The sequence below is a fragment of the Kitasatospora sp. NPDC057965 genome (assembly GCF_042887135.1).
Lineage (GTDB): Bacteria > Actinomycetota > Actinomycetes > Streptomycetales > Streptomycetaceae > Kitasatospora.
The window spans coordinates 38,661-63,904 of the sequence record NZ_JBHVPZ010000001.1 but is presented as its reverse complement, the minus strand read 5'-3'; the positions used below and the strand labels follow the sequence as shown (position 1 = coordinate 63,904).

At 72.2% G+C, this 25,244-nt stretch carries 16 protein-coding genes; 1 reads left to right on the top strand and 15 read right to left on the bottom strand.

Annotated elements, in window-relative coordinates; translation table 11 throughout:
* The first annotated feature begins 7 nt into the window (after positions 1-7).
* Positions 8-1,624 (top strand): trypsin-like peptidase domain-containing protein, encoded by a 1,617-nt coding sequence (locus ACFVVU_RS00215; protein ID WP_380678953.1) that lies wholly within the window; start codon positions 8-10, stop codon positions 1,622-1,624.
* Between the two features lie 23 nt (positions 1,625-1,647).
* Here the strand turns inward: ACFVVU_RS00215 and ACFVVU_RS00210 are convergent, their stop codons facing one another.
* The 15 genes from ACFVVU_RS00210 to ACFVVU_RS00140 form a co-directional block, all read right to left on the bottom strand.
* Complete coding sequence (locus ACFVVU_RS00210; protein WP_387787128.1) at positions 1,648-2,370, bottom strand: hypothetical protein; 723 nt, start codon at positions 2,368-2,370, stop codon at positions 1,648-1,650.
* A gap of 70 nt (positions 2,371-2,440) precedes the next feature.
* Entirely contained in the window at positions 2,441-4,171 is a 1,731-nt protein-coding gene (locus ACFVVU_RS00205; RefSeq protein ID WP_380678947.1) for a hypothetical protein, read from the bottom strand.
* Between the two features lie 4 nt (positions 4,172-4,175).
* The gene (locus tag ACFVVU_RS00200) at positions 4,176-5,852 is read right to left on the bottom strand and encodes an AAA family ATPase (RefSeq protein WP_387787126.1); all 1,677 of its coding nucleotides are present in this window, start codon (positions 5,850-5,852) and stop codon (positions 4,176-4,178) included.
* A complete protein-coding gene (locus tag ACFVVU_RS00195) occupies positions 5,849-8,290 on the bottom strand; it encodes a hypothetical protein (protein ID WP_387787125.1) in 2,442 nt (813 codons plus the stop codon). Before ACFVVU_RS00195 ends, ACFVVU_RS00200 begins: the two co-directional genes overlap by 4 nt.
* Entirely contained in the window at positions 8,283-9,926 is a 1,644-nt protein-coding gene (locus ACFVVU_RS00190) for a Mov34/MPN/PAD-1 family protein (protein ID WP_387787123.1), read from the bottom strand. The genes ACFVVU_RS00195 and ACFVVU_RS00190 overlap by 8 nt, the downstream gene beginning before the upstream one ends.
* Positions 9,923-10,225 carry a hypothetical protein gene (locus ACFVVU_RS00185; protein WP_380678935.1) on the bottom strand — a complete coding sequence of 101 codons (303 nt, stop codon included), beginning with the start codon at positions 10,223-10,225 and terminating at the stop codon, positions 9,923-9,925. Before ACFVVU_RS00185 ends, ACFVVU_RS00190 begins: the two co-directional genes overlap by 4 nt.
* 10 nt (positions 10,226-10,235) lie before the next feature.
* A complete protein-coding gene (locus ACFVVU_RS00180; protein WP_355366247.1) occupies positions 10,236-10,775 on the bottom strand; it encodes a hypothetical protein in 540 nt (179 codons plus the stop codon).
* Positions 10,762-11,298 (bottom strand): hypothetical protein, encoded by a 537-nt coding sequence (locus ACFVVU_RS00175; protein ID WP_380678932.1) that lies wholly within the window; start codon positions 11,296-11,298, stop codon positions 10,762-10,764. The genes ACFVVU_RS00180 and ACFVVU_RS00175 overlap by 14 nt, the downstream gene beginning before the upstream one ends.
* On the bottom strand, positions 11,292-12,497 hold the full coding sequence (locus ACFVVU_RS00170; RefSeq protein WP_387787119.1) for a ThiF family adenylyltransferase: 1,206 nt from the start codon (positions 12,495-12,497) through the stop codon (positions 11,292-11,294). Before ACFVVU_RS00170 ends, ACFVVU_RS00175 begins: the two co-directional genes overlap by 7 nt.
* A gap of 4 nt (positions 12,498-12,501) precedes the next feature.
* A complete protein-coding gene (locus ACFVVU_RS00165; RefSeq protein ID WP_380678926.1) occupies positions 12,502-13,029 on the bottom strand; it encodes a hypothetical protein in 528 nt (175 codons plus the stop codon).
* Positions 13,030-13,210: 181 nt separating this feature from the next.
* Positions 13,211-13,639, bottom strand: coding sequence for a hypothetical protein (locus tag ACFVVU_RS00160; protein ID WP_380678923.1), 429 nt, complete (start codon positions 13,637-13,639; stop codon positions 13,211-13,213).
* A 155-nt stretch (positions 13,640-13,794) separates the two neighbouring features.
* The gene (locus ACFVVU_RS00155; protein WP_387787116.1) at positions 13,795-15,603 is read right to left on the bottom strand and encodes a hypothetical protein; all 1,809 of its coding nucleotides are present in this window, start codon (positions 15,601-15,603) and stop codon (positions 13,795-13,797) included.
* Entirely contained in the window at positions 15,596-20,857 is a 5,262-nt protein-coding gene (locus ACFVVU_RS00150) for a hypothetical protein (protein WP_387787114.1), read from the bottom strand. The genes ACFVVU_RS00155 and ACFVVU_RS00150 overlap by 8 nt, the downstream gene beginning before the upstream one ends.
* Positions 20,854-24,051 carry a hypothetical protein gene (locus ACFVVU_RS00145; RefSeq protein ID WP_387787112.1) on the bottom strand — a complete coding sequence of 1,066 codons (3,198 nt, stop codon included), beginning with the start codon at positions 24,049-24,051 and terminating at the stop codon, positions 20,854-20,856. Before ACFVVU_RS00145 ends, ACFVVU_RS00150 begins: the two co-directional genes overlap by 4 nt.
* Positions 24,048-25,223, bottom strand: a complete 1,176-nt coding sequence (locus ACFVVU_RS00140) for a kelch repeat-containing protein (protein WP_380678911.1) — start codon at positions 25,221-25,223, stop codon at positions 24,048-24,050. Before ACFVVU_RS00140 ends, ACFVVU_RS00145 begins: the two co-directional genes overlap by 4 nt.
* Positions 25,224-25,244: the final 21 nt, after the last annotated feature.

The following is a 25,244-nucleotide window of genomic DNA, read 5'->3' as shown; positions in this document are numbered from 1 at the left end:
GGCACACGTGAGCTCTCCGAGTTTTCAGCCGCTCTACGTCGAGACCGCGCAGTACGACGGCGAGTTCTGGGTCCTGGGGTCCGGCTATCTGATCGGCGGCCCGTGGGTCCTGACGTGCAGCCACAACCTGACGTCCGGGGACGTCATGGTCCGCGGCTACGAGGCTTCCGACGAGTCCGGCTGGTCTCCTGATGCGGCGCCGAAGCACACCTGGCAGGCGTCCGTGGAGCTGTCCTGCGATCCGGACGTCATCGACCTGGCCCTGCTGAAGCTCAAGGACGGGCCGGCCGGGATCCCGCGCGCCCGCTTCGCGCGGCTACCGCGCAACCAGGTCGTCCGCCATGCCCGGAGCATAGGCTTCCCGCACTACGGGCAGACGCGGGACGACCAGGGCGAGCAGGTGAGGACCCGGGTGCATCTGTACGGGGACATTCCGACCGAGGACTCCAGGGACAGCGGTCTGCTGACGTTCAACGTGGAGAAGCCGCCGAGGTACCTCCCGGAGGGCTCGCGCTACAGCGGCATGTCGGGTGCCGCGGTCACCGTGGGCGGGCAGGTGGTCGGCGTGGTCCGCCAGGACGCCAAGCGTGATGCCTGGGCCCTCTCGATCGTGCCGATCACCAGCCTGGGCGCGCTGGACTCGGAGACGCTGGGTCGTTGGCAGGAGGTTCTGGGCGAGGAACTCGGCACCCTCACCACGGTGGAGAGTCCGCCCGAGGACAGGCCGGTGCCCGCACCCCGGGTCCCATCGAACCGGCTTCCCCTCGCTCCGCCCGGCACGTCCGCGACAGTGCTCGTGGTGCCGGACTTCGCGATCCTCACCCGTCCCGACAGCGCCGAGGTCTTCGAGAGCATGCTCGCCGACCTGCTCAGGCTGAGGGACACCTACGGCTACCTCAAGCCCCAGGTGCTGCTGATACCCGGAGGGCTGGTGCACGAGCCGTCGACCGAGGCGTACCGCGCGGGGAGCCTGGCGCTGAGCCGACTCCTGACGGCCCTCGAACTGACGCCGGACCAGCTCGTCGTCGCGCCAGGGCCCAACGACGCCTGGTTCATGCCGGACGGGGAGAAGCGCTGGGACGACCTGATCGGCATGCTCAACGGCCTCGGCGCTGTGCCGGCACCCGACCGGCTCACCCGGGAGCGTCCCTGGGCCTGGCGGGAGTTCGCCGCGCAACGGATGGCCATTGCCGTGCTCAACTCCGGCATGTCCCGACGGGGTGAGCTCCGGGCCCGGCTCGGCCGGCCCCAGCTCGACGACCTGGCCGAGCGGGCCAGGCTCCGGCGGGCGGAGGGCTGGCTCTGCGTGGGCCTGGTCCACGGCTCGCCCGCGCACCCCGAGACCGAACGCATCGTCGACTCGGACCTGTTCGGCGAGCTCCTCGGCCCCCACCTCCATCTGGTCGTGCACGGCAGCCCACGGCCCTATCCGCACCGCTTCGACCATCTGGGTTCCCTGCCGGTGATCGGCGCCAGCGGCTACTCCACCGGCGGCTACCAGATCCTGGACCTCGGGCCCAACCCCACTCTCTGGGCACGGGTGTACAACCCCAACCGCGAGGAGTGGACCGGCGACACCGATGTCGGCGTCGAACCGCACCAGTGGTCACGTCGGCTCTGGTGAACCGGGTGTCGCCCGTCGCAGGTCTACTCCTCGTCGGGTTCCCGTGCGGCCGAGTACAGTCGGTTGAGGGCCCGCAGCCGGAAGTTGATCCCCAGCGTCGGGTCGGCGCTGACCTCGGCCAGCTCCTCCTGAACCGCGGCGGCCAGGCTGGGTTCCAGGGCCACCAGACGCAGGGCGATGTCGACCTGGGCCTCGCTACGGGACGCGAACAGCCGGCTGACGGTCGCCGCCCCCGTCTTGTCGTTGCGCAACTGGTCCCTCAGCAGGCCGAAGTTCTTCCGGTAGAGCAGATCGACCCGGTTCAGCAGTGCCGTGCGAAGGCGTCCCCACCCGCTCTCCGGCCCGTCCTCGGGCTCCAGCGCCGCGGTCATGTCGATGAACTGCTGCCAGCGCAGCAGTTCATTGATCTTCTCGGTCGAGGAGGAGCTCCTTCCGCCGATCCCCCCGAAGGATTCGGTTTCGACGTCCTTGATCCGGGTGAGCGTACCGTCGGCGTAGTAGCGCTCGATGCTGGAGAGCCGGTCCCGCGCGGCCTCGCCCAGTGGGACGGGGATGCGGGTATCCGGCCCGAACCGGTTCTGGAGGATCACGTCGACCGACAGCTCGCCGCGTGCGAGCCGGTCCCAGTCGAGGTTGACGGTCGGCTTGAGCGTCGTCCCGGTGAAGTCGGCGACGAGTGTGAGCGAGGCGCCCAGCTCCGACTCGATGCCCTGCTCCAGCTCCGCACCCACCTCCTCCTCGGTCACCGGCGCCGACGGCTCCGCCTCCGGTTGTCCCGCCGGTCGTTCGGGGACGGGAAACCGGTCCGCGCTCCGGTCATTCATCACCGTCCTCCTGGCTCTCCGGCGGCTGAACGGGCGGGCGGGGCCTGATCTTCATCGCGAAGTCCGTCTCGCGCAACTTCGGGACGATGACGAAGTCCTCGTCATCGTGCCCGATCCGCCCGATTCCGGTCGCCGCTTCGAGGTACCGGTCGACCACGTTGTTCCACGTGTCGTCCAGCTCCGTCGCCGAGACCACCCGGCGCTCCGAGCGTGGGTGCGCCGACTGCACGATGTCAAGCACCAGTGTCTCAAGCGCCTCCTCCTCGAAGCCGGGGGGAACCGCGTGCCCCGACGCCTCCGGTTCCGCGATGTCTCTCGCGAACCTGTCGAGGGAGGCGCTGTCGGCCGACAGGTCGTTCTGGTCGAGGCTGTCACCGAGCCACAGCTTGACGTTCTGGTAGCGGCGGAAGTGGGACTGCGCGAACACGCCCTCACCACGCCACTGTTCACTCGCCCACTGCGACATCCAGGTCGGGCAGAACAGCGTCAGACGGCAGCTGCTCCTGCGTCGGCACTCCTCCACCCAGAGCTCGGCCGCGTTCTCCAGCAGTGTGCGCCAGGAATCGTCGCCCTCGGCCGGCAACTCGCCGGTGTAGCAACCGATCACATGCTGCTCGACGGGTCCGGCGAGCTGAGCCGTCAGGGCGATCAGCAGGTCTCGGAGATGTCCGCCCTCCTTCCGCACGGTCACCCCGCCGCCTACGGCCAGCTCGCGATCCAGCCACTCCGCGGCGCTCCGACGCACCTGCTCGCTCTCCACACCCACGATCCTGATCTCGCGCTGCTCCTGGTGCCTGGCGAGATCGTCCAGCTCGGCCCGGGCCAGCATCGGCTGGACCGGGGAGCTGCGCGGGCGCCACAGGGCACCCGTCCCGCGGCCGTGGGTGGCGGCCACGGAGCCGAGCAGCGGCATCGAGGCCTGGTTGAAGGCGTCGGCGACCCTCTCGAACCAACCCCCGTTCGCCATGACGCGGACTTCCTCGTCTCCCTCGGCCTCCTCGTACTCGAACAGCGGATTGGCCTGGAAGTCGTCGAAGACTGTGTGCCGTCCGATGCGGTGAACGGTGAGATCGTGAGTATCGGGGACCATCCAGTGCAGCGGCGCGTTCTTGCTGCACCATCCCCAGCAGTAGACGTCCCGGTAGTCCTTCAGGTACTCCTTGAGCTCCGACTCCATGTCCGTGATCCGCGTCTTCAGCCTGCGAAGGTCCTCCGACTGCGATTTCTTCAGACTGTTCCAGTAGTCGGTGAGCAGCGCCGCGCCGATGTCGACGAAGAGCGGCCTCGACCTGCCGCCGCGACGGAAGGCCGAGCGGATGGACTCCCGGGAGTGGGTCTCCAACGAGATCTGCTCGAGGTCGTCCACACCGTTCTGCAGGGTACTGAACAGCCTCAGGCCGGGATCACCCGCGATCACACAGCTCAGCCGGCCGGAATTGAGCAGGCCGGCGACAACCTGGATCGCCCTGAGATCGAGGTTGCCGACGGGCGCGGTGATGCTCCTGGCGAAGTCCAGCGCATCACTCACCAGGGCGTTCCGGTTGGTCAATCCGGCCACGGGGCCTGCGATACTGGCGTAGCTGTCGCCCGCCAGGGTCTCCGTCAACCCGAGGTGGTTGGGATGTCCGAGCAGCCGGGCGGTGCCGTCGAAGCCCAGGATGAGCACGCCACGGTGGGTCCTGTCGGTCAGCAGGTAGGCGATCAGCTCACTGATTCCGTCCACCGGTTCACCCGCCCAGCTGCCGGAGGAGCGAGAGGTCCAGCGAGGGCGCCTCGGTCCAGGCGTCCAGGGGCACCACACCGTTCTGCCGTTCGGCGGACAGCGGATCGAGGTACGGCCCGTACCTGCGGTCCAGATCGGTGGCCATCGTGTCCTGGCCGATCCTCTTGAGCGCGGCCCGCGACTCCCGGACCCACTGCTGCAGGTGCATCCGGCCCTGTCCCTTCTTCTCCTCGTCGAGGGCGCGCATCAGCGCCTCCTGACCGAGTACGGCGTCCGCGCCACCGTCCACGCCGACGAGCAGGTTGTCGACGGCCCGTGAGACGGACTTCTGGATGTCACCCGGTGTCAGGCCGTGCGAGTGCCGGGCCAGGGCCGGGATGTCGATGTCGGGCGAGCACAGCCGTTGGGCGACCCGGGCGAGGTGGATCCGGAAGATCTCCACGCGTGTCGACTCGTTCGGCAGTTCCACCGGGATCACCCGGTCGAAGCGGCGCAGCAGCGCGAGGTCCACCGACCACAGGCGGTTGGTGCAGCCGAAGAAGAGCAGCGCGGCGTTCTGCTCCTTGAGCCGGTCCACCTGCTGCAGGAAGTGGCCGGCGAACTCCTGGCGGAAGTCCTGGCTGATGGACTCCCGGTTCATGCCGAGCCCGTCGATCTCGTCGCAGAACAGCAGGGAGGGCTGCGCGTTCAGGGCCCGGTCGAACGCCTCGGCCAGTCTGGACTCGCTCTCGCCGACGTACTTGCCGTAGATCTCCTCCATGCGCAGGCGGAACAGCGGCAGCTCCCGTCCGTGCCGACGGCGGTACTCCCCGGCGAACGCTCGCACGACGTAGGTCTTGCCACAGCCGGAGGGACCGAAGAGCAGCAGGGAGCGGGTGGCCGGCTGGCCGAACTCGGCGAGCCGGCGTCGTGTCTCCCCCGCGTCGGGGTCGCCGAGGTAGACGTCGAAGATCTTGCGCAGCTCGGAGCTGAAGGAATCCGCTCCGTCGATGCCGCCCACGGTGTCGAAGGCCGGCTCCTGCGAGGCCGGGCCGACCGCGCCCGCGTCACGCGGTCGCGCGGCGGGGAGCGTGGCCGGGAGGCGGGGGTGGTCGGGTACGAGGCCGGCGAGCAGCTGGAGATCGGCCAGCGAGCGGGCGGAGTCGCCGGCGAGCTGCCACCGGTGGGCCCTGGCCGCGAGGACCTCGGCGCGCAGGCCGTCGCGGACGACGGCGGGCAGCGTGGAGACCTCCAGCATCCGGTCGAGACGGTCGCAGAGGCCGGTGTCGGCCTCTTCCGCTCCCCGGCCCGACTCGACGTCACCGAGCAGGCCGTGCAGGGTTTCCGCCAACCGCCGGCGGACCTCCGTCTGCTGGGTACTGCGGCCGAAGGCCATGAGGAGGTAGCGGACCGCTTCCTCGGGCTCGCCCTGTCTGAGGGCGACTTCCGCGCGCAGCGCCGCGGCGTCGGAGGCGGCGCCGTTGATCTCCAGTGCCCGGTCCAGGTCCGCGGCCACCAGCTCCAGGACCTCCTCGTCCAAGTCCTCCTCGTCCTGCATGAACACGTATGCCCGGGCGTAGTAGGGCTCCCACGCCGAACCGTCCTCGATGATCGCCTCGGTGAAGGACTGCATGGCCAGGACCGGGTCGCCCGAGTCGAGGGCCGCCAGACCTTCCTCGTACGCTTCGCTCGACTCGCTCATGCCGCTCCCCAACCCGCCGGCTCCGTGGGCCAGACGACGAACCTCGGGCCCTGTTCCCTGCCTTCGGACATCCTGAAGTGTGCTGCGCCGCCGAGTCCGGGCGGATCGGCGGACAGGCTGTGAAGTCGGGCTCCTGCCGCGATCTCCAGGAGCCCGACGCGCTCGCGGGGAAGCGCGCCGACCAGCAGCTCGTCGAAGCCCCGGACCGCACCGAGCGCGGCGGCGGTCGGCTCGACGGCCGAGGCGACCAGCGCGTGCCGCCCCGGCCGGACCAGCGCTGCCGGCAGGTCCGCCTCCACCGCCGCGTCGACCAGCACGCAGACGCCGGGCGGACTGCCGAACCGCTGTGCGTCGCCGCGCCCCCACAGCCGGGACGGCCGAGGGCGGTCGCCGCCGCTGCCGCTCCCCGCCGGGGACGACGGTTCGGGAGAGGGCGCGCGCTCCTCCGCGGCCTTGGCCGCTTCGATGATCTCCCTGTCCAGTGCTTCCTCGCGGCGCTTGAAGGCGAGCGGAGTGGACATGAAGTCCTCGTCCGCGCTGCCCGGGGACGGCGGGTCCGCGGGCCGGTCGGCGTCCGCCAGCAGGGTCTCGGCGCAGAGGGCGAGCTGGAGCGTCGCGGTGAGCCGATCACCCACCGGGACCTCCAGACACGCCGCCATGCCCGCCCCCGGGACCGGCCGGGGCGGAGTCGCCCAGGCCAAGGACAAGGCCCGGGCCACGGCGCGCACCGCGAGCTCCACCCGCTCGACCAGGAACACGGCGCGGCGCAGGTCCAGTGCCCTGTCGTAGCGCAGGCCGGCGGCGCTGTCGACGGCGGCGCAGGCGAACTCGCGGACCTTCTCCGCCGAATCCCTCCACACCGACCGGGTGCTGTCCTCCAGCGCCTCGACGACCGGATCCAGGCAGGCCGCGGCGGCCGGATCCGCGCACGGCGGCAGTCCGTCGGCCAGCACCGTCCGGACCGTCGCACGCAGTGCGGCGGACCGTGCGATCTCGCCGGGCCAGGGCCGGTCGGCGCCGCGCCTGCCGGTCATGTCCAGCCGGTGCCACCGGTCGTTGACGCCCGCTTCGACCGAGCGCTCGGGCCGCACCAGCAGGACCGTCCAGCCGGCCGCGGCCAGGTGGGCTCCGACCCGGGCCGGTACCCGCCCCTCGAAGGGCGGCCCGAGGAGAAGGACCCTGCTGCCCTCCCCGACCCGCAGCGCGGCCTGTCCACCGCCGTCGGTCATCCCGATCGGTACGTCGACCCGGGCCGCGGCCGGCGAGGGCCGGGGCGCGCCGCCGCGGGCCGGCGGCCGGGCCGGTCGCAGGGGGCGGCCTCCGGTCCGGTCCACGGCGCCGATCGCCACCCGCCGCGGGCGTCCGCCCAGGACCGGACCTCGGGAGTCCGGCCGGAGGGGCACCTTGGGTGTCCGGAACCAGCCGCTCTCCCGGGCGGCCCAGGCCACCTGCCGCCGCAGCGCGTTGTGGTGCGTGCCGAGCGGGACGGCACCGAGATTCCCGAGGAAGTCGGGCACGAATCCGGCGGAGTCGTTCTCCAGGAGCCAGGCCACCAGCCGGAGCCCACCGTCGAACACGGCGAACTCGCCGTCGGCGGACCGCGGGTCCAGGGTGACGTCCTTGAGGAAGCCGAGCTCCCGCGCGGCCTCCGCGAGCACCTCCTCGTCCCGGCTCAGCTCCCGCTCGCTCCGCTCCGGGACCCGGTCGGTTCCCACGGCGAGGCGGAAGCACGCGTAGGCTCCCGGCCGGTCCCCCGCGCGCTGCAGGCTGAGGCCGGCCAGGACGAGCAACTCCCGTCGATGGGTGTTCCGTACCGCGATCCCGCGGGCCGCGATGTCCAGCAGCACCTGCTCGACCACGATCCGCGGCTCGCCGAGATAGTGGAAGGCGTGGGCCAGCCAGGCGGTGAACTCCCCCTCGGCCCGGGGCAGTCCCCAGGCGATGCGCGACAGCGGCAGGGTCCGGTTCTGCCAGGGCTCCAGCGGTGCGTCACCGAGGATCGCGTTCAGGCGCCTGAGGTCGGCGTCGGCGTCCCGGGGGCCGATCGGCCAGGGCGAGGCCTGCCGCGGGGGCGGTTCGCCCTCCGCGCAGATGCGCGCTTCGAGCCGGACCAGCGCGGCGATGTCCTCCCACGCCACCGCTCCGTCCGTCCTGAGTTCACGGGCGTGCCGGGCGCACCTCAGCGCGAGCCCCGGCGACCCGCACGCGTACCAGGCGTCCGCGAGCGACCGCCACCACGCCAGGTCCGTCCGGCGGTCGTCCTCCAGCACCCGCTCCAGCGTGGGCAGGTGCGCGGCGAGGTCGGGGTGCGACGGCTCCACGCCCTGCGCGGACGCGGTCGGCGCGGGCGGAGCGGCCCAGCCCATGGTGTCGGTGAACGCCTCCGCGAGCCGGCCGAGGCGGGCCCCGGCCGGTTCCCCGGTGCGCGGGTCAGCCACGGTGGAGGACCCCTTCGGTCTGCAGGTAGACCTTTCCGGAGCCGTCGCCGCTGAGCCCGGTGATGCGGTCCTCCTCGTCCTCGCACACGACGTGGTGGACCAGTTCGAGGGTGTGGAGATCGAAGAGGCACAGTTCGCGCGCTCCCCCGTCGTCGAACAGCACGTGCCATCCCAGACCGCTGACAGCGGCCTGGACGACCGGCTTCCCGTTCCACGGCCGTGGGAGCTCGGCGGCGGCCGAGGGGGCCCAGCCGTCCTCCACCGCCTTCCAGGTCCGCAGCGTCCCCTCCTCGTTCGCGAGGAGCACGGGGGGCGCGAGCGGGCCTCCCAAGCCGTTGTCGCCGACGAAGACGCTTCCGCGGCCGGGCAGCGGCCCGGACGCGCGAGCGGCGAGGAGGATCTTTCCCTCGGACCCGGCGGTGCACTCGTACCGGTACCAGGTCGTGGCGGAGCGCAGCCAGAGCCCGCCCTCGACCGCCACGATCTGCTCCGGGGCGCCGTCCGTGTCGGGCAGGTCGGCACCGCTCACCTCGAAGCTGAGGTCGCCCTTGCGCAGGGCGGCGGTGTCGATGACGGGGAACCGGATCAGGCCCGACCCGGTCAGCACCCAGACGTGGCCGTCCGGCGCGTGGGCGACACAGACCGGGGGCGACTCGGCGCGCACCGAGAAGGTGAAGAGCGAGGTCAGGTCCAGTCGTTGCAGCTTGTGCTTGTCGAGGGAGTAGGCGCAGTAGTCCGTGCCACCGATCGAGATCAGGCCGCGCAGCCCGGGCGCCCTGGCGAGCGGTGTCAGGACGTCCGACGGCCGCCTGAACCGGGCCAGTCGGCGCTCGAACTCCTCCAGGTCCGTGACGGCCCGGGGATCGGCGGACACCGCCTTCGCCGCGCGGACCAGGAACCGCACCGTCGCCAGGCCGGATTCCTCCGCCCGGTCCTCGGCGAGCTCGTGGAACAGGCGGGCGACCGCGCCGTCCGCCGGCATGCCGAGTAGGGGCAGCAGGTCCGCGAGCGCGGGCGGGCCGTCCTGCTGCTCCCGCAGTCCGCAGGAGGCCAGGTACCTCTTCTGCGCCGACGCCGGATCGCCTCCCGTGGCGACCGCGAGCTCGTAGTCGCTGATCTCGACGAGCTCCGCGCCGCGCATCCGCCAGAACCCGGCCGACCGGCCGCGCGAGCCGATCGAGGCCACGCAGGAGACGTACCACGGTTCGGGGAAGTGGTCCTGGTGCAGACGGTGGTCCAGGTCCGACATGAAGGGGTCGCCGAAGGTGTGCGAGTGGTACCAGCCGACCACGTACTGGTCCGGCCGCTTCTCCAGCCGTTCGAAGATCGCCCGGATGGACCGCTGGTCGAACTCGAAGTGCGAGGCGCTGCTGTCCCGGCTGGGCATCGCGACGTAGTCGTCGACCTCGACCAGGTAGCGGTCGCCGGTGCGGTAGTGCCGCCCCACCAGGACGCCCCCGATCTCCTTGGTCGGGCTGGCACCGGCCTGCATGCGGATGCCGTTGAGCATCCGCTCGCGCACCACCAGGCGCAGGCCCGGCCCGGCCTCCAGGAACCGGGCCAGCGGCGGTGGGTTGTCCTGCGGCAGCTCCCGCCGCACCGGTGAGATCGTGAAGCCCGACTCGTCGACGCTCATCGGGCATCGGCCGCCTGGCCGGCCCGGGCCTGCCGGGTCATGACGAGCGTGTGGTGCGGCTGCACCCCGGCGCCGGCCAGTGTCTCGGTCTCGTTGAGGAAGCGGTCGCCCTCGCGCCACAGCAGCCGGTAGGGCACGCGCCTGCCGTTGTCGTCCTGCTCCCGGAAGGGCATGCCGGGGGTGGCGATCAGCTTGACGATGATCGACTGGACGAGCACGGTGTCGGGCAGTTCGAGGTCCCACTGTTCGGTGACCATCGTGGTGGCGAGGACGACGGGGATCGGGTTCTGCGCGGTCATGGCTGGCACCTCACGGGGTGTCCGGTGAGTCCGGGAATCGGTTGGGGGTGATGTCGAAATCGAGGTCCGCGTCGGCCAGGGACAGGGGCTGGGCCCAGGCCGGAGGCCGGTTCTCCCCGATCACCTCGTCGAGTTTCTTGCGCAGCGAGGGGTTGGTCGCGACCGCGGCGATCTCCGTTCCGGCCAACGTGCTGTAGCGGCAGACGGCGGTGAGGCAGAGCAGGAACTCCTCCAGGGACAGGCTTCCCGCCGGGATCTCGGCCTGCACCACGACGCAGTCGCCGATCAGCACGAACCGGGCGCGGTAGCTCAACACGTTCCACTGCGAGACGAGTTGGAGGACGGACTCGCGTTGCGCGTGGTCGAGGCTCCGCTGCAGCAGCGCGCGCACGACGATCCAGTGCCGGCCGAGGACGACCTCGATGCCGACGGCGTAGAAGTAGGCCGGAACCGGGCAGCGGTAGGAGGTGACCACCTGGTTCGGGCCGGTCACCTTGTACGACCACTCGATGGCGTCGAAGTACCCGGAGATGGTGTCAGTCGTCGTCACGGTCCCCCGCCGCGTCCGGCCCGGCGCTGGTCCGGGCGGTGATCTCGAAGTCCAGGTCCCTGAGCGGCCGGGTGTCCACCGGGATGCCGGGATTCTCCTCGTCGAGCCTGACCACGAGCCAGAGGCTCGCCTTCACGTCCAGCGGATCGTAGATGTTGAAGGACTTGTACTGGATCAGATTGCAGATCTCCACGCAGAACTCGGCGACCGAGATCCCCGGGTACCAGATGTCCCCGGTGCAGATGTGCGGAGGTTTGAAGTTCGGGTGGAAGATCGGCGTTCGCCACACCACGGTCGGGGGGAACTTGGGAAAGCCCGCGCCCAGGGTGATGTCGAACTCGTGCCGGTCGGTCTCGTCCACCCGGTCGTTCCACCGCATCAGCCCGCGGCAGGTCAGGGTGACGCTGTACTGGGTGGGCGGCACACCCGTGCTGGTGAAGCTCAGCATCGAGCTGGAGGCGGCGAGGCTCTTCATCTCCTCGAACTCGCTCTGCAGCCGCCGGTCGCGCGGGCTCATCACCACGGCGAGCCTCCTTCCGGTGCGTCGGATCCCGCGGCTTCGGATCCCGCGGCTTCGGATCCGGCGGCTTCGGGCAGCGGTCCGCGGGTTCCCGACAGCTCGAACGTCACCACGGCGCCCTCGGCCCGCAGTTCGAGCCACGTCCACGGCGGAACGCCCATCTCCGCCGGCGACAGGTCGATCCACGGCTCGCCCCCCTCCACGTGCGCGGCGAACAGCGGGATCACATCCGCGTCGCAGTGCGGACAGACCGGCGGACCGTCCGCCGCGTGGGCCCGCATCACCTGCTCGGAGCGCCCGCAGACCGGACACTCCCAGCTCAGCAGCAGCCGGGCCGGGAGCTGGAGCACGCCCTCCGGCAGGCGGGCGGAGGTGCGGCAGTGCGCGAGCACCTTCCGCCAGCTGTCCCCGGCGTCGGGCCCGGCGGCCGCGTCCGGCGCGGCCGGCTCCCGGTGCAGGACGCAGTCGGGATCGATCGGCAGCGCGTGGTTCCAGAACCGGCCGTTGGCCATGTCGATCCGGAGCTCGCGGCCGAGCGCCGACCGCTGGTCGTGCCGGTCCCGGTGCAGGTACTTCAGCGCCTCCTGCACCATCAGCGCCGCGACGGTCGAGGTGAGCGTCGGCGTGGTCGGGACCCCGCCCTCGGCGAGCGCGCGCCGCTCGTAGGCCAGGCAGGACTGACGGAGCGCCAGCTCCTCGACGTCGGCGGAGCTGAGGCCGCAGGCGAAGCAGGGCTGCGGCGCGTCGGCCGTGTCGGGGCCGAAGAGCTGGACCGTGCCCTCCCACGTGGTGAGCCCGCCGTCGATCATGAGTCGGCCGGCCTGCCGGGCGAGCTGGCTCAACGCGACCCGCCCGCCCAGGTTGTCCAGGCAGCCGAAGACCACGTCCGACCGCTGGACGAGCCCGGCCCCGAGCAGCAGGCGCAGGTCCCCGTCGAGCCCGAGGACCCGGCAGTCCGGATTGAGCCGCCCCGCGGCCGCGGCGAGGGCCGGAGCCTTGGGCCTGCCGACGTCGGCCTGCCCGAAGAACACCGACCTGCTCAGGTTGCTCTCCTCGACGGTGTCGAAGTCGACGACCACGACCTCCCCCCACCCGAGCATCACGAGGTTTTTGACCACCTCGTTGCCCAGGGCCCCCGCGCCGGCGACGACACAGCGCGCTCCGCGGACCCGGGCGGCGTCCCACCACTCGATCTGTTCCAACCGCTCATACCGGCCGGGCGCCACGATCGGTCACCCCCTTGTCCGGCTCCGAAGGGCTGTATGAACAACCGCGGGAATAGCACCGGTCCCGATCAAGGAATTTCCAGCAGTCGTCGCAATACGCACCACCGCAGAGCGGACACTGCACGACGCCGCCTCCCGCGGTCAGCCGCGTCCGGCACTGCTGGCATTTCGACCCGACCAACCGCGAGCCCGCGGCGAGAATGACACGCTGAACCTCATGGAATACGACCGTGTGACCCGCGAAATAGAGTTCGTCGCCATGGTGCAGCACCGCGAGGAAAACCGGCTTCACGGACCCCCGGACGACTTCCAGTCGCACCGGGAGAACGACCGAGGCGCCGGACTCGGTCCGCCCCAGCCAGACCCCGGATTCCTGGGCCGTCGGCGGATTGTTCTGTGCATGCTGGAGCGAGTCGCTCCGAAGAAAAACGTAATGCCCTCGATCGGGAAAAGGCACGACCCACTCACCGAAATCCAGACGTGGAATCGGAAGGGAGTCCCTGTCCATGCCGCCCCCTCACCCTCGGTGCCGGACGGGACCCGGTCAGGCTAGCACCCTGCCCCATGAAAATGACCAGGCACGGAGAAAATACGATCGCTTCGACAGACATACCGGGGCCCGTGGAACATCGCTGCCCCGGTGCGGGAGTCGTTCTCCCGCACCGGGGCAGCGATGTTCCACGGGACCGTCACGCGCGAGCGGCGCCGGCACCGGCTCTCTCGTCGAGGGGAATGATGCGGCTCTCGGCCGTGCCGATGAGCGGGGTCTCGGAGTACACGTCAAGTTGCCCGGTCATGGGCCCGATCCCGATCCGGTGCACGGTGGTGATGCCGATGGTGCTCACCGTCGCGCTGTGCCCGTTCAGGTTGACCGACGGCACCAGCAGGGAGAACGACGTCGATCCGCGGTCGATGCTCGTCTCGATCGTCACGCTCACCACCCGGCCGAGCGCGCTCTCGACCACGCTCACCTCGTCACCGCGGAAGACGTGGGACCTCGTCGGGTCGGCGTACTCGAAGGAGCTCAGGCCGCCCGCTCCGAGCGGCATCCAGACGACGTGGATCGGGGCGTGGTGCCCGTGGGAGGAGTGGAACTGGTAGTAGTCCGGCTCGGTCACGGCTTCTCCGTCTCGGTTGGCGATCCCCCCACCTGACACCCCAGCCTCCGCCGGGTCCGCCGCCGGTCCCCCGAGGGCGCGCGCGCTTGGACCGAACGTGCGACACGGGCTCGTCCGAAGGCAGGCAGCGGTCCCCGCCGGCCGGCGTCGGTGCCTCAGGGCCGAGCGGTGTCGACGAGGGTGTCGAAGACCAGCCCGCTGGAGCCCTCGCCGCGACCGACGCCCCGTCGGGCGCCGAGCCAGACGGAGACGCTGCCGTCGTACCAGCGGGTGCGGTGGTAGGCGAGGGCGAGCGTGGTTCCGGTCGGAGGCACCTCCTCCTCGTTGACGAAGTAGGGGTTTCCCGCGTCGATGCCCTCCCTGAGCAGACTCGTGTGCGGCCGGACCGGCTTGCCGTCGATCACGCTGGGCATGGCGGCGCGCTGCAACCGGATGGCCCGGTCGCCGCCGGGAACGTGCACCGCGAGGAAGGGCACCCAGTTCTCGGGGACGACGCTCATCGCCTGGTAGCCGATCGGCGCGCGGGGCGCGTCGGCGGCCGGGGCGGGCACGAAGCGCCGGCGGTGCTGGAGGATCTGCGCCACGACCTCGCTGCCCCGGCGGGCCTCGCCGGTGGGCAGCGGGACGGTCTTCTCCACGCCCCAGACCATGTTGGCGTTCTCGTCGCGGATCAGCGCGATCTCCTCCAACGGCGGCCCCTCGGCCACCTTCGGCACGGTCGGGGGGAGGAAGAGGCTCAGGTCGGCGGGAACGTCGGCGGTGCCGATCGTGTCCAGGGTGTACATCGACCAGCGCTGCCAGTCCTCGTCCTGGCCCGCCCCCGCCGGGCTGATCCACTGCCGCTGCCCGAACACGTCGGTGACCGCCAGTCCCCGGATCGACGCGAGCACTCCGGCCGGGAGGTCGCAGGGCAGCTGGTACCAGTCGTTGCTGTAGACGAGCGCGAATTCGAGGAAGACGAGCTTCGCCAGGTCGGTGCTGTCCGGCTGGACACCGGCGAAGTTGGTACGGCCGTCCTCCACCGCCCACCAGCGGGGCAGGGGCATGCCCGAGTACCGGACCGGCGCCGGGAACACGGTGCGGTTGAGGGGCGCCGGCGGCGGAGCCGTCCCGCCGAGCGGGGCACCCGGGTCGACGGAGAACGCGTGCCAGTCCAGGTGGCCACCGGGGAACTCCTGTGCGGTCAGGACCTTCTCGGTGCCGGTCGGAGCGGCGGAGATCGAGAACCGGTGTTCGAGCCTGGTGGCGTCCCAGGTCGCGTCGCCGCCGGGCTGGTCGAACAGGTCGTCGAACCACGCGACAAGACGGACACCCAGGCTGTCCAGTTGCGCACGTGCCGGCCCCGAGGCGGAGATGCCGTCCGAGGCCTTGCCGTTGTCCACCTTGATGTGCCGGTAGAGCGCGTACCCGTCCATCCGGCGGCCGGCGACCGCCTGCAGGGTGGACCACACCTGAGGGTCGGACGTGCGCGGGGTGTCGGCGTCCACTCCCGGATCGGGCAGGGCGATCGGGTACTTGGCGATGTAGGTCTTGCGCAGCTGCTTGAGGCCGAGCTGCGGGCCGAGGAGCTTCATCCAGCGCCGTCCGATGGCCAGGCGCAGGTCGAAGGAGATCGGATCCGGGCCGAACGCGAACGGCAGGGCCCGGCGCTCGGCCACCACCTCCAGCGGCCGGTCGTTCGGCAGGGCCTCGGCCGCACCGGACCCCGGCCGGAACCTGGACGGCACGGAGGTGGCCACCGAGTAGGTCGCGGTGACGGGCGACCCGGCGTCGGTGCCCCGGAACTCACCGAGCTGCCATTGGCGCGTCAGCATCCAGAGCGGGTCGCGGACCTCCGCACGCAGCGCACGCTCGAACGACGTGGTGCGCGGGCGGCCCTCCAGGCGGTTCCAGAGTCCGACGGTGGGGAACAGCCGCTGGTCGAGCGCGGCGCGGAGGTCCTCGATACGGGTGGGCTCAGGCATCGGCTTTTCCTCGCAGGTTGGCGGTTGCGAGATCGGTGCTGATCGTGATCGGCCGCCGGGTCGCCGACATCACCGTCGCGGGCAGGAGTTGTGCGTAGGCGGTGGTGTCCAGGTGCGCGGGCTCGACGGCGCGGGTCTTCGCCAGGTCGAGGGTCTCGCCGACGGCGCCGAGCAGGTCGTCGGCGCTCCAGTTGCCCGTCCGCTGCGGTGGGGTGACGAGGAGCATGGCCTGCGGCGGCTCCGCGTCCGGGCCGTTGTAGTGGAACGCGATCCCGGTGGTCTCCTGCTGGGCCGGGACGACTTCGGTCCATTCGTCGAGCAGCAGCCCGCAGTGCCGGTTGACGCCCAGCAGCGGCTCGGGAGCGTAGTGGGCGGTGAAGAGCACCCGGTCCTCGGTGATCCGGGTGCCCGCCGCGAACTCCATGCCCAGCCAGTGGTCGTTCGGGCGGTAGGGCAGCTGGACGGGCACCAGCTCGGGTTCCTGCCATCCGAGGAGGTCGCCGAGCAGCCCGCCCGGCCCTCGCAGGGCGTCGGCGACGAACACGGCCTGTTCCCACAACCGCGGCTTCTCGCGCACCCGGGCGATGCCGTGCACCCAGTCGTCGACCGGAAAGTCGCGCCGGAAGTCCTGGACCAGATGGCTCAGCAGCTGATCCTTGTCGATGCGGGCCTTCCTCCAGTCCGTCTGGAGCTGGTCCGGCGCGGTGAACTCGGGCACCACGAGGAAGTCGCGGCCGAGCATCGCCTGCAGCGCGTCGGTCGCGGCCCGCACCCGGTCGGGGGCGGTCAGGGCCTGGTCGTACGCGGCCAGGGCCTTGTCGGCGGCGGCGAGCCTGCTGGTCACCTCGGTGAGCAGGGAGCCGGCCCGGTCCAGCAGATCCCTGGCGAAGCCGACGATCCGGTCCTGGAAGGGCGTCAGATCGAGCCCCGCCGGGTCGAACGCGCTCAGCGGCAGGAGAGCGGCCACGTCCGCGAGCAGCGCGCTGAGCGTGGTGTCCGTCGTCCTGGCGACGGCGCGCAGCGCCAGGAGGCGCGAGTTGAAGGCGGCGCGCTCCCCGCCGACGATCGCGCGCAGCTGCCCGGGCTGGGCGGGACGAGGGGTGGTGGGCTTGGTGGTGAGCCGCCATTCCGCCTGCTGGAGCAGCCCGAACCGCCGGTCGACCGTGGCCGAGGAGGGGAGCTGGTCGTACGCGGCGATCAGGGCGTCGGCGGCCGCCAGCGAGGCGGCCATGCGGTCCGCGGTCGCCGCGACGGCCGTCAGCACGTCGCCGAACACGGCTCCGCGCCACAGGACCGCCTCGCCCCAGCCGCTGCGCGGCATGCCGAAGCCCCCTGCCGTCCGAGCCAGGTTCGCGTAGCCGGTCAGGAAGGTGTCGATGCCCGCGACGAGGGCGGCCCGGTCGGGCTTGGCGGGCGCGTCGGGGAAACGGGGGGCCAGCGAGGCGACATAGGAAGCGGTGTCCTGGCGCAGCTGGTCGAGGACGGCGCGAACCGCCGCCGGCCGGCCCCGGTCCAGGGTGACGGCGTCGTCCGTGGTCCGGTCGACCGGCTGTCCGGCGGCGCCCGGGACCAGGTCCGTCGGCCGCAGCGGACGTGACCGGGTCAGCAGCGAGCGCAGTGCGCCGACCAGGGGCGACACCTCGAAGAAGGTCAGTTTGCCGGTGATCCGCTCGGTGTGGCGGATCACCAGCTTCGCATCGGGTCGTGGCCGCTCCTGGGCCACGACCACGGCGACGATCCGGTCGTCCAGGTCGGTGAGCGCCGCGTCGTCCGTCGGCTGGACGCCCCACAGCATGTCGAGGGGCTGGAGCCCGAGGTCGGCCTGGGTGACCACCCGGAGGCGGTGGGCCCCGGTGACCGGGTCCTGCCATTCCACGGTGGTGGCCACGTCCGTCGCGGACGGCAGCATCGTGGGCAGCCAGGCGTTGACCGCCGGCTCCCCCAGCGCCCGCGGAGCGGTGCCGGGGAGCACCACCGGACCGAGCCCGTGGCTCAGCCCGGGAGTGAACATCAGGCCCAGCCGGTGGGTGAGGGTGACGCCGCTGCGCGGGGTGCGGACCACGGCCGGATCGGGCGGGAAGCCCTCCTTGGCGTAGGCGTCGAGGGTCGCCGACGCCCGTTCGGGGTTTCCCCGGAGCGTCTGGTGGGTGGCTTCGGCGACGGCGAGGTCGGACACCGCGTCATGGAGGTCGAGCAGGTGCTGCACTTCGGCGTTCATCGCCTGCTGCTCGGCGTCGGTCGCGGTGGGCAGGTTCGCGACGCCGAAGGGGTACTCGGGGTGGGCGGGTTCCCGGGTCGCGGCGCGGACGAGCGCCAGTCCGTCGACGACGTTCCGTGCCTCGACCAGTTCGACCGGAGTGCCCGGCGCGGCGGTCGAGAGCTTCCCGGAGCGCAGCGGGAACGCCCCGCGCAGCGCCGGCAGGAACTTGTCCAGTTCGACCTCGGGGTGCCCCTCGTGCAGGCCCCGTTCGAACCGGTAGCCCAGCATCGCGCCCAGCGACTGGCCCTGCCGGAGCCCGTCCAGCAGGGTGAGCGCGACCCGGACGCGGTCGGAGCTGAGGTTGACGGCGAAGCAGCCGGGGTTCCCGGGCGAGCCGTTGGCGAGGTAGCCGGCCCGCAGGACGGCCGCGGTGGTCGCCTGGGCGGGCGACGGGGCGTGCACGTACCCGCCGTTCCCGGGATCCTGCAGCAGCGGGCTGGACCCGCTCGGGGTGAACAGCGCGCCGAGACTGCCCGTCAGGTGGACGGGGGTGAGGGCCGCGGTGGCGGGTCTGACGTCCTCCAGCCATCCGTAGGCACCGAGGTGCAGCCCGGGACGGGCCGGAGAGGTGCCGTCGGCTCCGTACCGCAGTTCGGCCAGGCGTTCGTTGACCAGGCCGAGCCGCCAGGCGTCCAACCGGTAGGTCGCGCAGTCCAGGTGCTCGGCCAGCACGCGTTCCAGCCGGGCGGTGGGCACGTCGGCGAGCAGCCGGAGGGCGGCGGTCTGCTCGGCCAGCTGCCGGGCCGCGGGATGGGTGGCCAGCACATCCGGAATGAAGTCGACGACGAGCTTCGACGGGTCATGGGTGATGGCGGGGTCGGGAGCGTACAGCTTCCGGTACCGGCTCTCGCTGGGCTGGGGCGGCTGGGTGTCACGGATGTGGATGAACAGCGGGTCGGCGGCCGACAGCGTCTCGCCCGCCGCGGCGGCCAGCCCGCGCGCGGTCTGCTCCCAGCCGAGCAGCACCGCGTGCCGCAGCAGCAGGTAGAGCACGGCCGCCGGGGGCCGGTCGTCGGTGAAGCCCTTCTCCAGACGGACGGCCTCCAGGTCGCGCGCCGCGTTGTCGGCGAGCCACTGCAGGTAGTTGCGCCCGTCGGGGACGTAGGACCGGACCGTCCTGCTCTCGGACAGCGGCTGGTCGTCGACGAGGGGACCGAGCAGCGGGTACTGCTCCTCGGTGAACAGGCGGCGGACGATGGCCGGGTCGACGGCGGGCTGTCCGGGCGGGGCCAGCCGGTGCAGGAGGGCGAGGATCGGCTGCGGCATGCCGAGCCGGTCCAGCGCCGGCAGCACCCGCGGGCCGTTGCTGCCGAGGTTCTCGCGGTTGTAGATGTCCTCGACGCTCTGCGCGTAGCGCTGGTGGTACTCGGCCGAGGTGGGGTGCAGGGCGAGGATGTCCAGCAGCAGCTGGTGCGGATCGGCCGCCGGTGTCCCGGGCGGGGTGTGCTTGCCCAGGTACGACACCTGGGCGGCGGCGTTCCTCCAGTCGACGGCGGCCGCGGACAGCAGGGCGCCCAGCGCCCGGCGGTGGGTGGCGGTCTGGGGCCAGGTCAGCCGGGAGAAGACGGTCGTCGGCAGGATGCCGTACGGCTGGCGTCCGATCCTGACCGCGGGAATCGGGCCGCGTCCGGAGACGTAGCGGACGAAGAAGTCCCGGGTGTCGCTCACCGTACGGTCCGGAACCGTCGGATACAGCATGGTCTGCAGATAGGAACCCCAGGTGGCGGGCCACAGCGCGAGGTTCGCGGCCCGGGCCTCGCGCTGGTCGGTGCCGTCCGCACCCGCCACGCCGGTCATCACGGCCGGGTCGAGACCGAGGAGTTCGGCGAACCACCGGCCGTCCGTCCGGGTCGTCCAGTCGTCGGCCGCCGCCGCGGCCGTGGGGGCGGACGCGGCACGCAGCACCGCGGCGGACACCGCGCGCGGGTCCTGTCCCGCGGGTGTCTCCTCGCTGTTGTTGGTCGGGGTGCCCTGCGGCAGCAGACTGAAGCCGGCCTGGCTGCGCAGCTGGCGCGTCAGCAGGTCGGCGAAGTCGGTGGCGGTCTGTCCGGCGGTGCTGTTCACCCGCAGACCTAGGACGACGAGCCGTTCGACGCCGCCCCGGAAGCTGTCCTGCAGCGGCACCCGCACCGCCATGCCGACGCCGACCGCCGTGTCGAAGTCGGTCAGCCAGCGCAGCGCGGCGGGGACGGTCAGCACCCCGGTCCGCTCGTCGACCTTCGGCTTGTCGGCGGAGCCGGGGTCCGGTCCGACGTCCAGCGTGGCCGGCACCGGCGCACCGGTGACGGAGAACACCTGGGCGGCGCCGACGTACCCGGTCACGGTGAACCGGTCGGGCAGCAGCCGGGCCCGGGGGGCCTGGGTCCAGGAACGCGACGACACGTCCGTGGCGGCGGGAGGCGGCAGTACGAGGAACGCCACCAGGACGCTGTTCCCGGTCGCCGTCGACGCGCCGTCGATGCCGACCGGTCGGCTGGCGCGGACGGCGTCCGCGCGGGCGGCTCCCACCGCCGCCAGCAGCGCCGCGTCGGCCGCGGCGATCTTGGCCCGGTCCCCGTGGGCCTGCCACACGGCGGTCCAGTACGTGGTGGTGGGCTGCCGGTCGGCCGCCGCCACGGGCTGCGGGGTGACGAGCACCAGAACGGCGGTGCCGGGGTCCACGCCGGTGGGCTGTTCGGTCGGGTTGGCGGGGCGCCGGTTCTGCAGCAGCCAGCTCGCCCGCCCCGCCGGCACCCTCGCCGTCAGCTCCTGCCACGCGGCCTGTTCGGCGGGCGCGTTGCCGCCGGCCCGCCACAGCGCGGTCCAGTAGGCGTCGACCGCGCCGATCTCCGCCTGGGTGGGCAGGGGCTCGAAGGACTCCACCGACCATTCGTCGGGGAAGATCCGGACGAGCAGCTCGGCGGCGGTGAAGCGGGTCTCGATGCGCACCGGTCCGAGCAGGACCGGGAAGTCGTCGCTGAGCGGCAGGGCCGCGGTCGGGTGGAGGGTGGTCACGGCAGCATCTCCTGTGCGTGCACGGCCATCAGGACCGGTGCCCGGAAGAGGACGTAGGCGATGTCGGCGGAGCTCAGTCCCGCGTGCCACAGCGGCAGGGACAGGTCCTCGGTGTGCTGGTCGTGCTTCTCGGGGTCGTCCTCCGGGTGGGCGAACTCGCGCAGGACGACGGGCACGGTGCTCTCGTCGAGCCGGACGAACCCGGTGGACGCGGGGTCGATGTCCGGCCAGGAGAGGTCGTTCCAGACCTCGACCCGGGGCGGGGTCGCGTCGGGTTCGACGTCCGCGCCGAACCGGGGCTCCCCCGGTCGTTCCTTGATGACGAAGAACCAGCCCGCGCTGCCGGGTGGTTCGGCTCCCTTGGCCTCCGTGGCGGTGAGGTCGAAGCCGAGCAGGTAGATGTCCGGCTCGATCTTCGCCTCGTACAGCGGAAGCCGGATCTCGTCGTGCGAGGGGTTCGCCTCGTCGACCAGGTCGACGGGCAGGCGTTCCTTCCGGGGGTCGGGCTGTCCGTCGGTGAGTTCCCAGCGGGCGCGGTGGGCGTAGATCGCCGCGTTGGGGTACTTCTTCAGCAGCTCGCCGCGGATGACCAGCACCAGCTCGTTCGCCTGGACGCCCGTCTCGCGGTTGTTGTGCTCGCCGAGCTTGGACTCCTGCGTCCAGGTCGCGACCGGCGGGATGTCGTACAGCCGTTCGCGCCGTTCGCCGGCGCTCTCGCCCGGCAGGGCTGGCGCCGCGCGGACGTCCCAGAACTGGCGGAAGGGCGTGCCCCGCTGGTCGGTGGGGTACTCGCGCCAGAGCAGCTCGTTGGCCATCTCGTGGTTGAGCCCGACCAGGTAGGCCTCGATGAACTCCTGGTCCGTCTCCAGCAGGGTGATCGAGTTGGGCGGGACCAGGTTGATGTTCGGCATGAACAGGTCCACCGACATGTCGAGCAGCGCCCGGTACATCGGCATGTCCAGGACCGGGTACGCCATGGCCTCGAGGAACTGCTCGGCGAAGGGCGCCAGTCGCCCGGGCAGCCGGACGGAGCTGAGCAGGCTCCGCGGCACGGTGTCGTCCGGCCGCAGTCCGGCCAGGGTCGCCGCCGTGGTGCCGAGGACGTCCAGCGGGCGGCGTGCGCCGTCCTGGCCGCCCAACTGGGCGTCCGAGTAGCCCTGGTAGATCTCGTGCAGCGCCTGCTTGAAGGACTGCGCCTCGGGGCTGTCCGCACCGCCCGGGGAGGGGATGAAGGTGTCCCCGGGGAGCGTCAGGACGAAGTCGTGGCTCGTCGGCAGCTGGTCCACCGGGTCGGTCGGGGCCGCGGCCGCGGCGACGGCCGGGGTGGGGTGGAGCACCTGGTCGAGCCGGGTGGGCGTGATCACGGCGGCCGGCCGCACCTTGGGGGGCGCCGCCGTGACACCTCCGATGTCCGCGTCCATCCTGACGATCAGGTCGTGCGGCGACCGGTCCGCGGTGAACGGCAGCCCGCGCACCAGCCGTGATCCGGGCCGGGCGATGCGGCGCATCGGCGCGGACACCGGGGCGGTGGAGACCCGGCTCTCCGAGAAGTGGAAGCCGACGGCGAGCTGCTCGGCCGGGCCCGCCGACCGTCCGCTCGCCGTCGCCGCCTGCTGGGTGGTCGTGACGACCCGGGAATGGGCCGGCGCGGTCAGCGTGAGCGCCCTCCCCGACGCGGGAACCGCGGTGAGGGCCGCGGCCGGGGGGTCCAGGTGCTTGTTCTGCAGCACCGTGCTCACTTCGCGGGCCAACTGTGCCGCCCGGATGCGCGCGTTGGCGGCCAGGACGTCGCCGACCTGGGCCCAGGCGGCCTGCATGAACTCCTCCTGCCGCTTCTGCACCACCTGGGCGCCGAGGCCGGCCGCCACCCGGAACCTGGGGTCGAGGTTGAGCCGGTGCACCCAGTTGCGCTGGTTGGCGGCCGGGCTGCCGTCGCGTTCGGTCAGCAGCCGGGAGGCCGGCGCGTGCCAGCGTCCGTACAGCGGCGGGGTGACCACCGGATCGGCGGCGCCGACGGGCGGCGCGGCGAGCGTGGTCGCCAGGGCGCCGTGGGCGGCGGCCGGGGTCCGGGTGAGGTAGTCGTCGGCCAGGTTGATCAGACCGGCCAGAGCCTGCTGGAACGGGTGCGGATAGTGGAATCCGAGCCGCTGGAGATCGTCCCAGGTGTCGTAGTCGTCGCTCGGACGGTCCGGCTGCCGCAACGCGCCGCCGAGCTTGAGCACGCCGCCGAGCACCGTCGGCACGGTGATGCCGGGCAGTCCGGGCCCCGCCGACCGGTGCACGTCGAGGTCCCGGCGGCCGACCCGGGGGTCCAGTTCGGGAACGGGGTCCAGCAGACGGACCAGGTACTCGAAGTCGCCCGCGCTGCCCGTGGAGAAGAACCAGCGGTGGTAGTACGGCAGCTGCCCCGGAGCCTGCTGGCCGTTGTAGCCCTTCCCCCAGCTGGGGTGGAGCGCGCCCGGTGCGGCGGCCGGGTCGAGACCGAGGCCGGCCAGGCGTCCGGTCTCGAAGGCGGGTACGAGGAAGGCGTGATAGGCGGTGTCCGGAGTCAGCCGACGTGGACACAGCAGCCGGGCGCACGCGTGGTCGGCGTTGGTGCGCAGCACCTGGGCGAGCGCGGGCAGCACACTGCCCATGTCCTCGGAGACCACGGGTGAGTCGAGCGATCCGTTGACGTGGACGTGCCCCCAGGCGCCCAGCTGGTCGGACGGCGGCAGGGCGCTCGGGTTGCTCACGGCAATGTACGGCAGTGGCCGGCCGGCGGCCCTGCCGTCGGTGAACTCGGCGCCGTCGCTGGAGCGGGAGTCCGGCCCCGCGGCGAGCACGACCAGCGCCAGCCAGGGCAGCAGCCGGCGTGTGGTGGCGTCGGGGGCGGCGGGGCTGTAGCGCCAGGGGAAGTCCTCGTCCTGGAACTCGATGTGCGCCAGGTAGTTGGGTTCCATGTTGGTGATCCAGGACCGCGGCTCGGTGCGCGAGACGGCGCGCGGATCGATCCCGATGACGTCGCCGGGACCGTAGATCTGCACGGTGCGCTGCACGTCACGGCTGAGCGGCCCCGCGCCGGTGCCGTCCTCCGCGGTGACCCGCAGCGCGACCGGAACGCTCGCCCGGGCGGCGGTCCCCGGGTCGGTGGTGATCCTGGTGGCGATGCCGGCCCGGAGCCAGGGCAGGAACGTGTAGGCGTTGTCCGTCACGGGCTGACCGCCGCGGCCACGTCGAAGAACTCCGCCTTGACGGTCAGCTCCTGGACAGCGGGGTCGGCCGCGGCCTGTCCGGAGCGCACGACGCCCCCGGCGACCAGCACCAGGGTGTCCGACAGCGGTGCGGCGGCGAACGCGAACCGGCCCGTGCCGAGCCCCGCCGCGGCGCTCCAGCCGCGGGTCGTCGCGTCGAAGAGGGCGGCGCTCGCAAAGCCGACGTCGTCGCCCACGCCGTCGCCGCCTCCCACCACCAGGACCTGCGTCCCCCCGAGCGGAACGGCGCGGTGCAGGGCACGACCTCCGGGCATGTCCGGTACCGCGGTCCACGTTCCGGTGTCCTGGCTGTAGAGCTCCGCCCCGGCCCGGCTGAACGGGTCGAAGGTGCCGTCGCCGGGACCGCCCGGCGCCCGTCCACCGGTGACGAGCACCGCGGCTCCCGCGGAGAGCGCGGTGGCCTGGTGCTCGGCGCGGGGGGCGAGGAGGGCGCCGGTCGGGCTCCAGGTGGCGGCGGCGGGGTCGAAGAGTTCGCAGTACGCCAGTGCGGTGTCCTCGTCACGGGCCGTGGGCAGGGTGCCGCCGGAGACCAGCACCCGGCCATTGGCCAGCACGACGGCCGGGTGCCCGCTGCGGGCGTCGGTCATCGGCGCCGTCTCCGTCCACGTACCGGTGGCCGGGTCGAACAGCTCGGCGGAGGCCAGGGCCTTGACCGACTGGGCGGAGCGGATCGTCGTCCCGCCGGCGACGAGCACCTTGTCGCCCACGAGGGCGGCGCTGTGTCCCCAGCGCGCGGTGTGCATGCTCCCGGTGCTGGTCCAGGTGCCGGCGACGGGGTCGTAGATCTCCGCCGCGGCCAGGCCCGGCGCCGGGAACTGGGCGGTTCCGCTGATGCCTCCCGCGACCAGCACCTTGCCGTCGGACAGCCGGGTCGCGGTGTGCAGCCGACGGGGTGTCTGCAGACTTCCGGTGGCGGTCCAGGCCTTGGTGGTGTGGTCGTAGACGGCGGCCCGGGCGAGCGCCGCGGCCGATCCGTCGGAGCCGCCCATGACGAGGACCTTCGTGCCGGTCAGCACGATCGCGTTGTCATGCCGGCCGTACCAGCCTGCGGCCGCGGGCAGGTCGCCGGTGGCCGTCCACTTCCCGGTCGCCGCCGCGAGGGTACTGGTCATGGGCGCGAACCCCTTCGTCGT

Excerpts from the sequence above, each read along its gene's own strand:
- ACFVVU_RS00200 (WP_387787126.1), bottom strand. The coding sequence starts at position 5,852 with ATGAGCGAGTCGAGCGAAGCGTACGAGGAAGGTCTGGCGGCCCTCGAC.
- ACFVVU_RS00190 (WP_387787123.1), bottom strand. The coding sequence starts at position 9,926 with ATGAGCGTCGACGAGTCGGGCTTCACGATCTCACCGGTGCGGCGGGAG.
- ACFVVU_RS00185 (WP_380678935.1), bottom strand. The coding sequence starts at position 10,225 with ATGACCGCGCAGAACCCGATCCCCGTCGTCCTCGCCACCACGATGGTC.
- ACFVVU_RS00165 (WP_380678926.1), bottom strand. The coding sequence starts at position 13,029 with ATGGACAGGGACTCCCTTCCGATTCCACGTCTGGATTTCGGTGAGTGG.
- ACFVVU_RS00155 (WP_387787116.1), bottom strand. The coding sequence starts at position 15,603 with ATGCCTGAGCCCACCCGTATCGAGGACCTCCGCGCCGCGCTCGACCAG.
- ACFVVU_RS00140 (WP_380678911.1), bottom strand. The coding sequence starts at position 25,223 with ATGACCAGTACCCTCGCGGCGGCGACCGGGAAGTGGACGGCCACCGGC.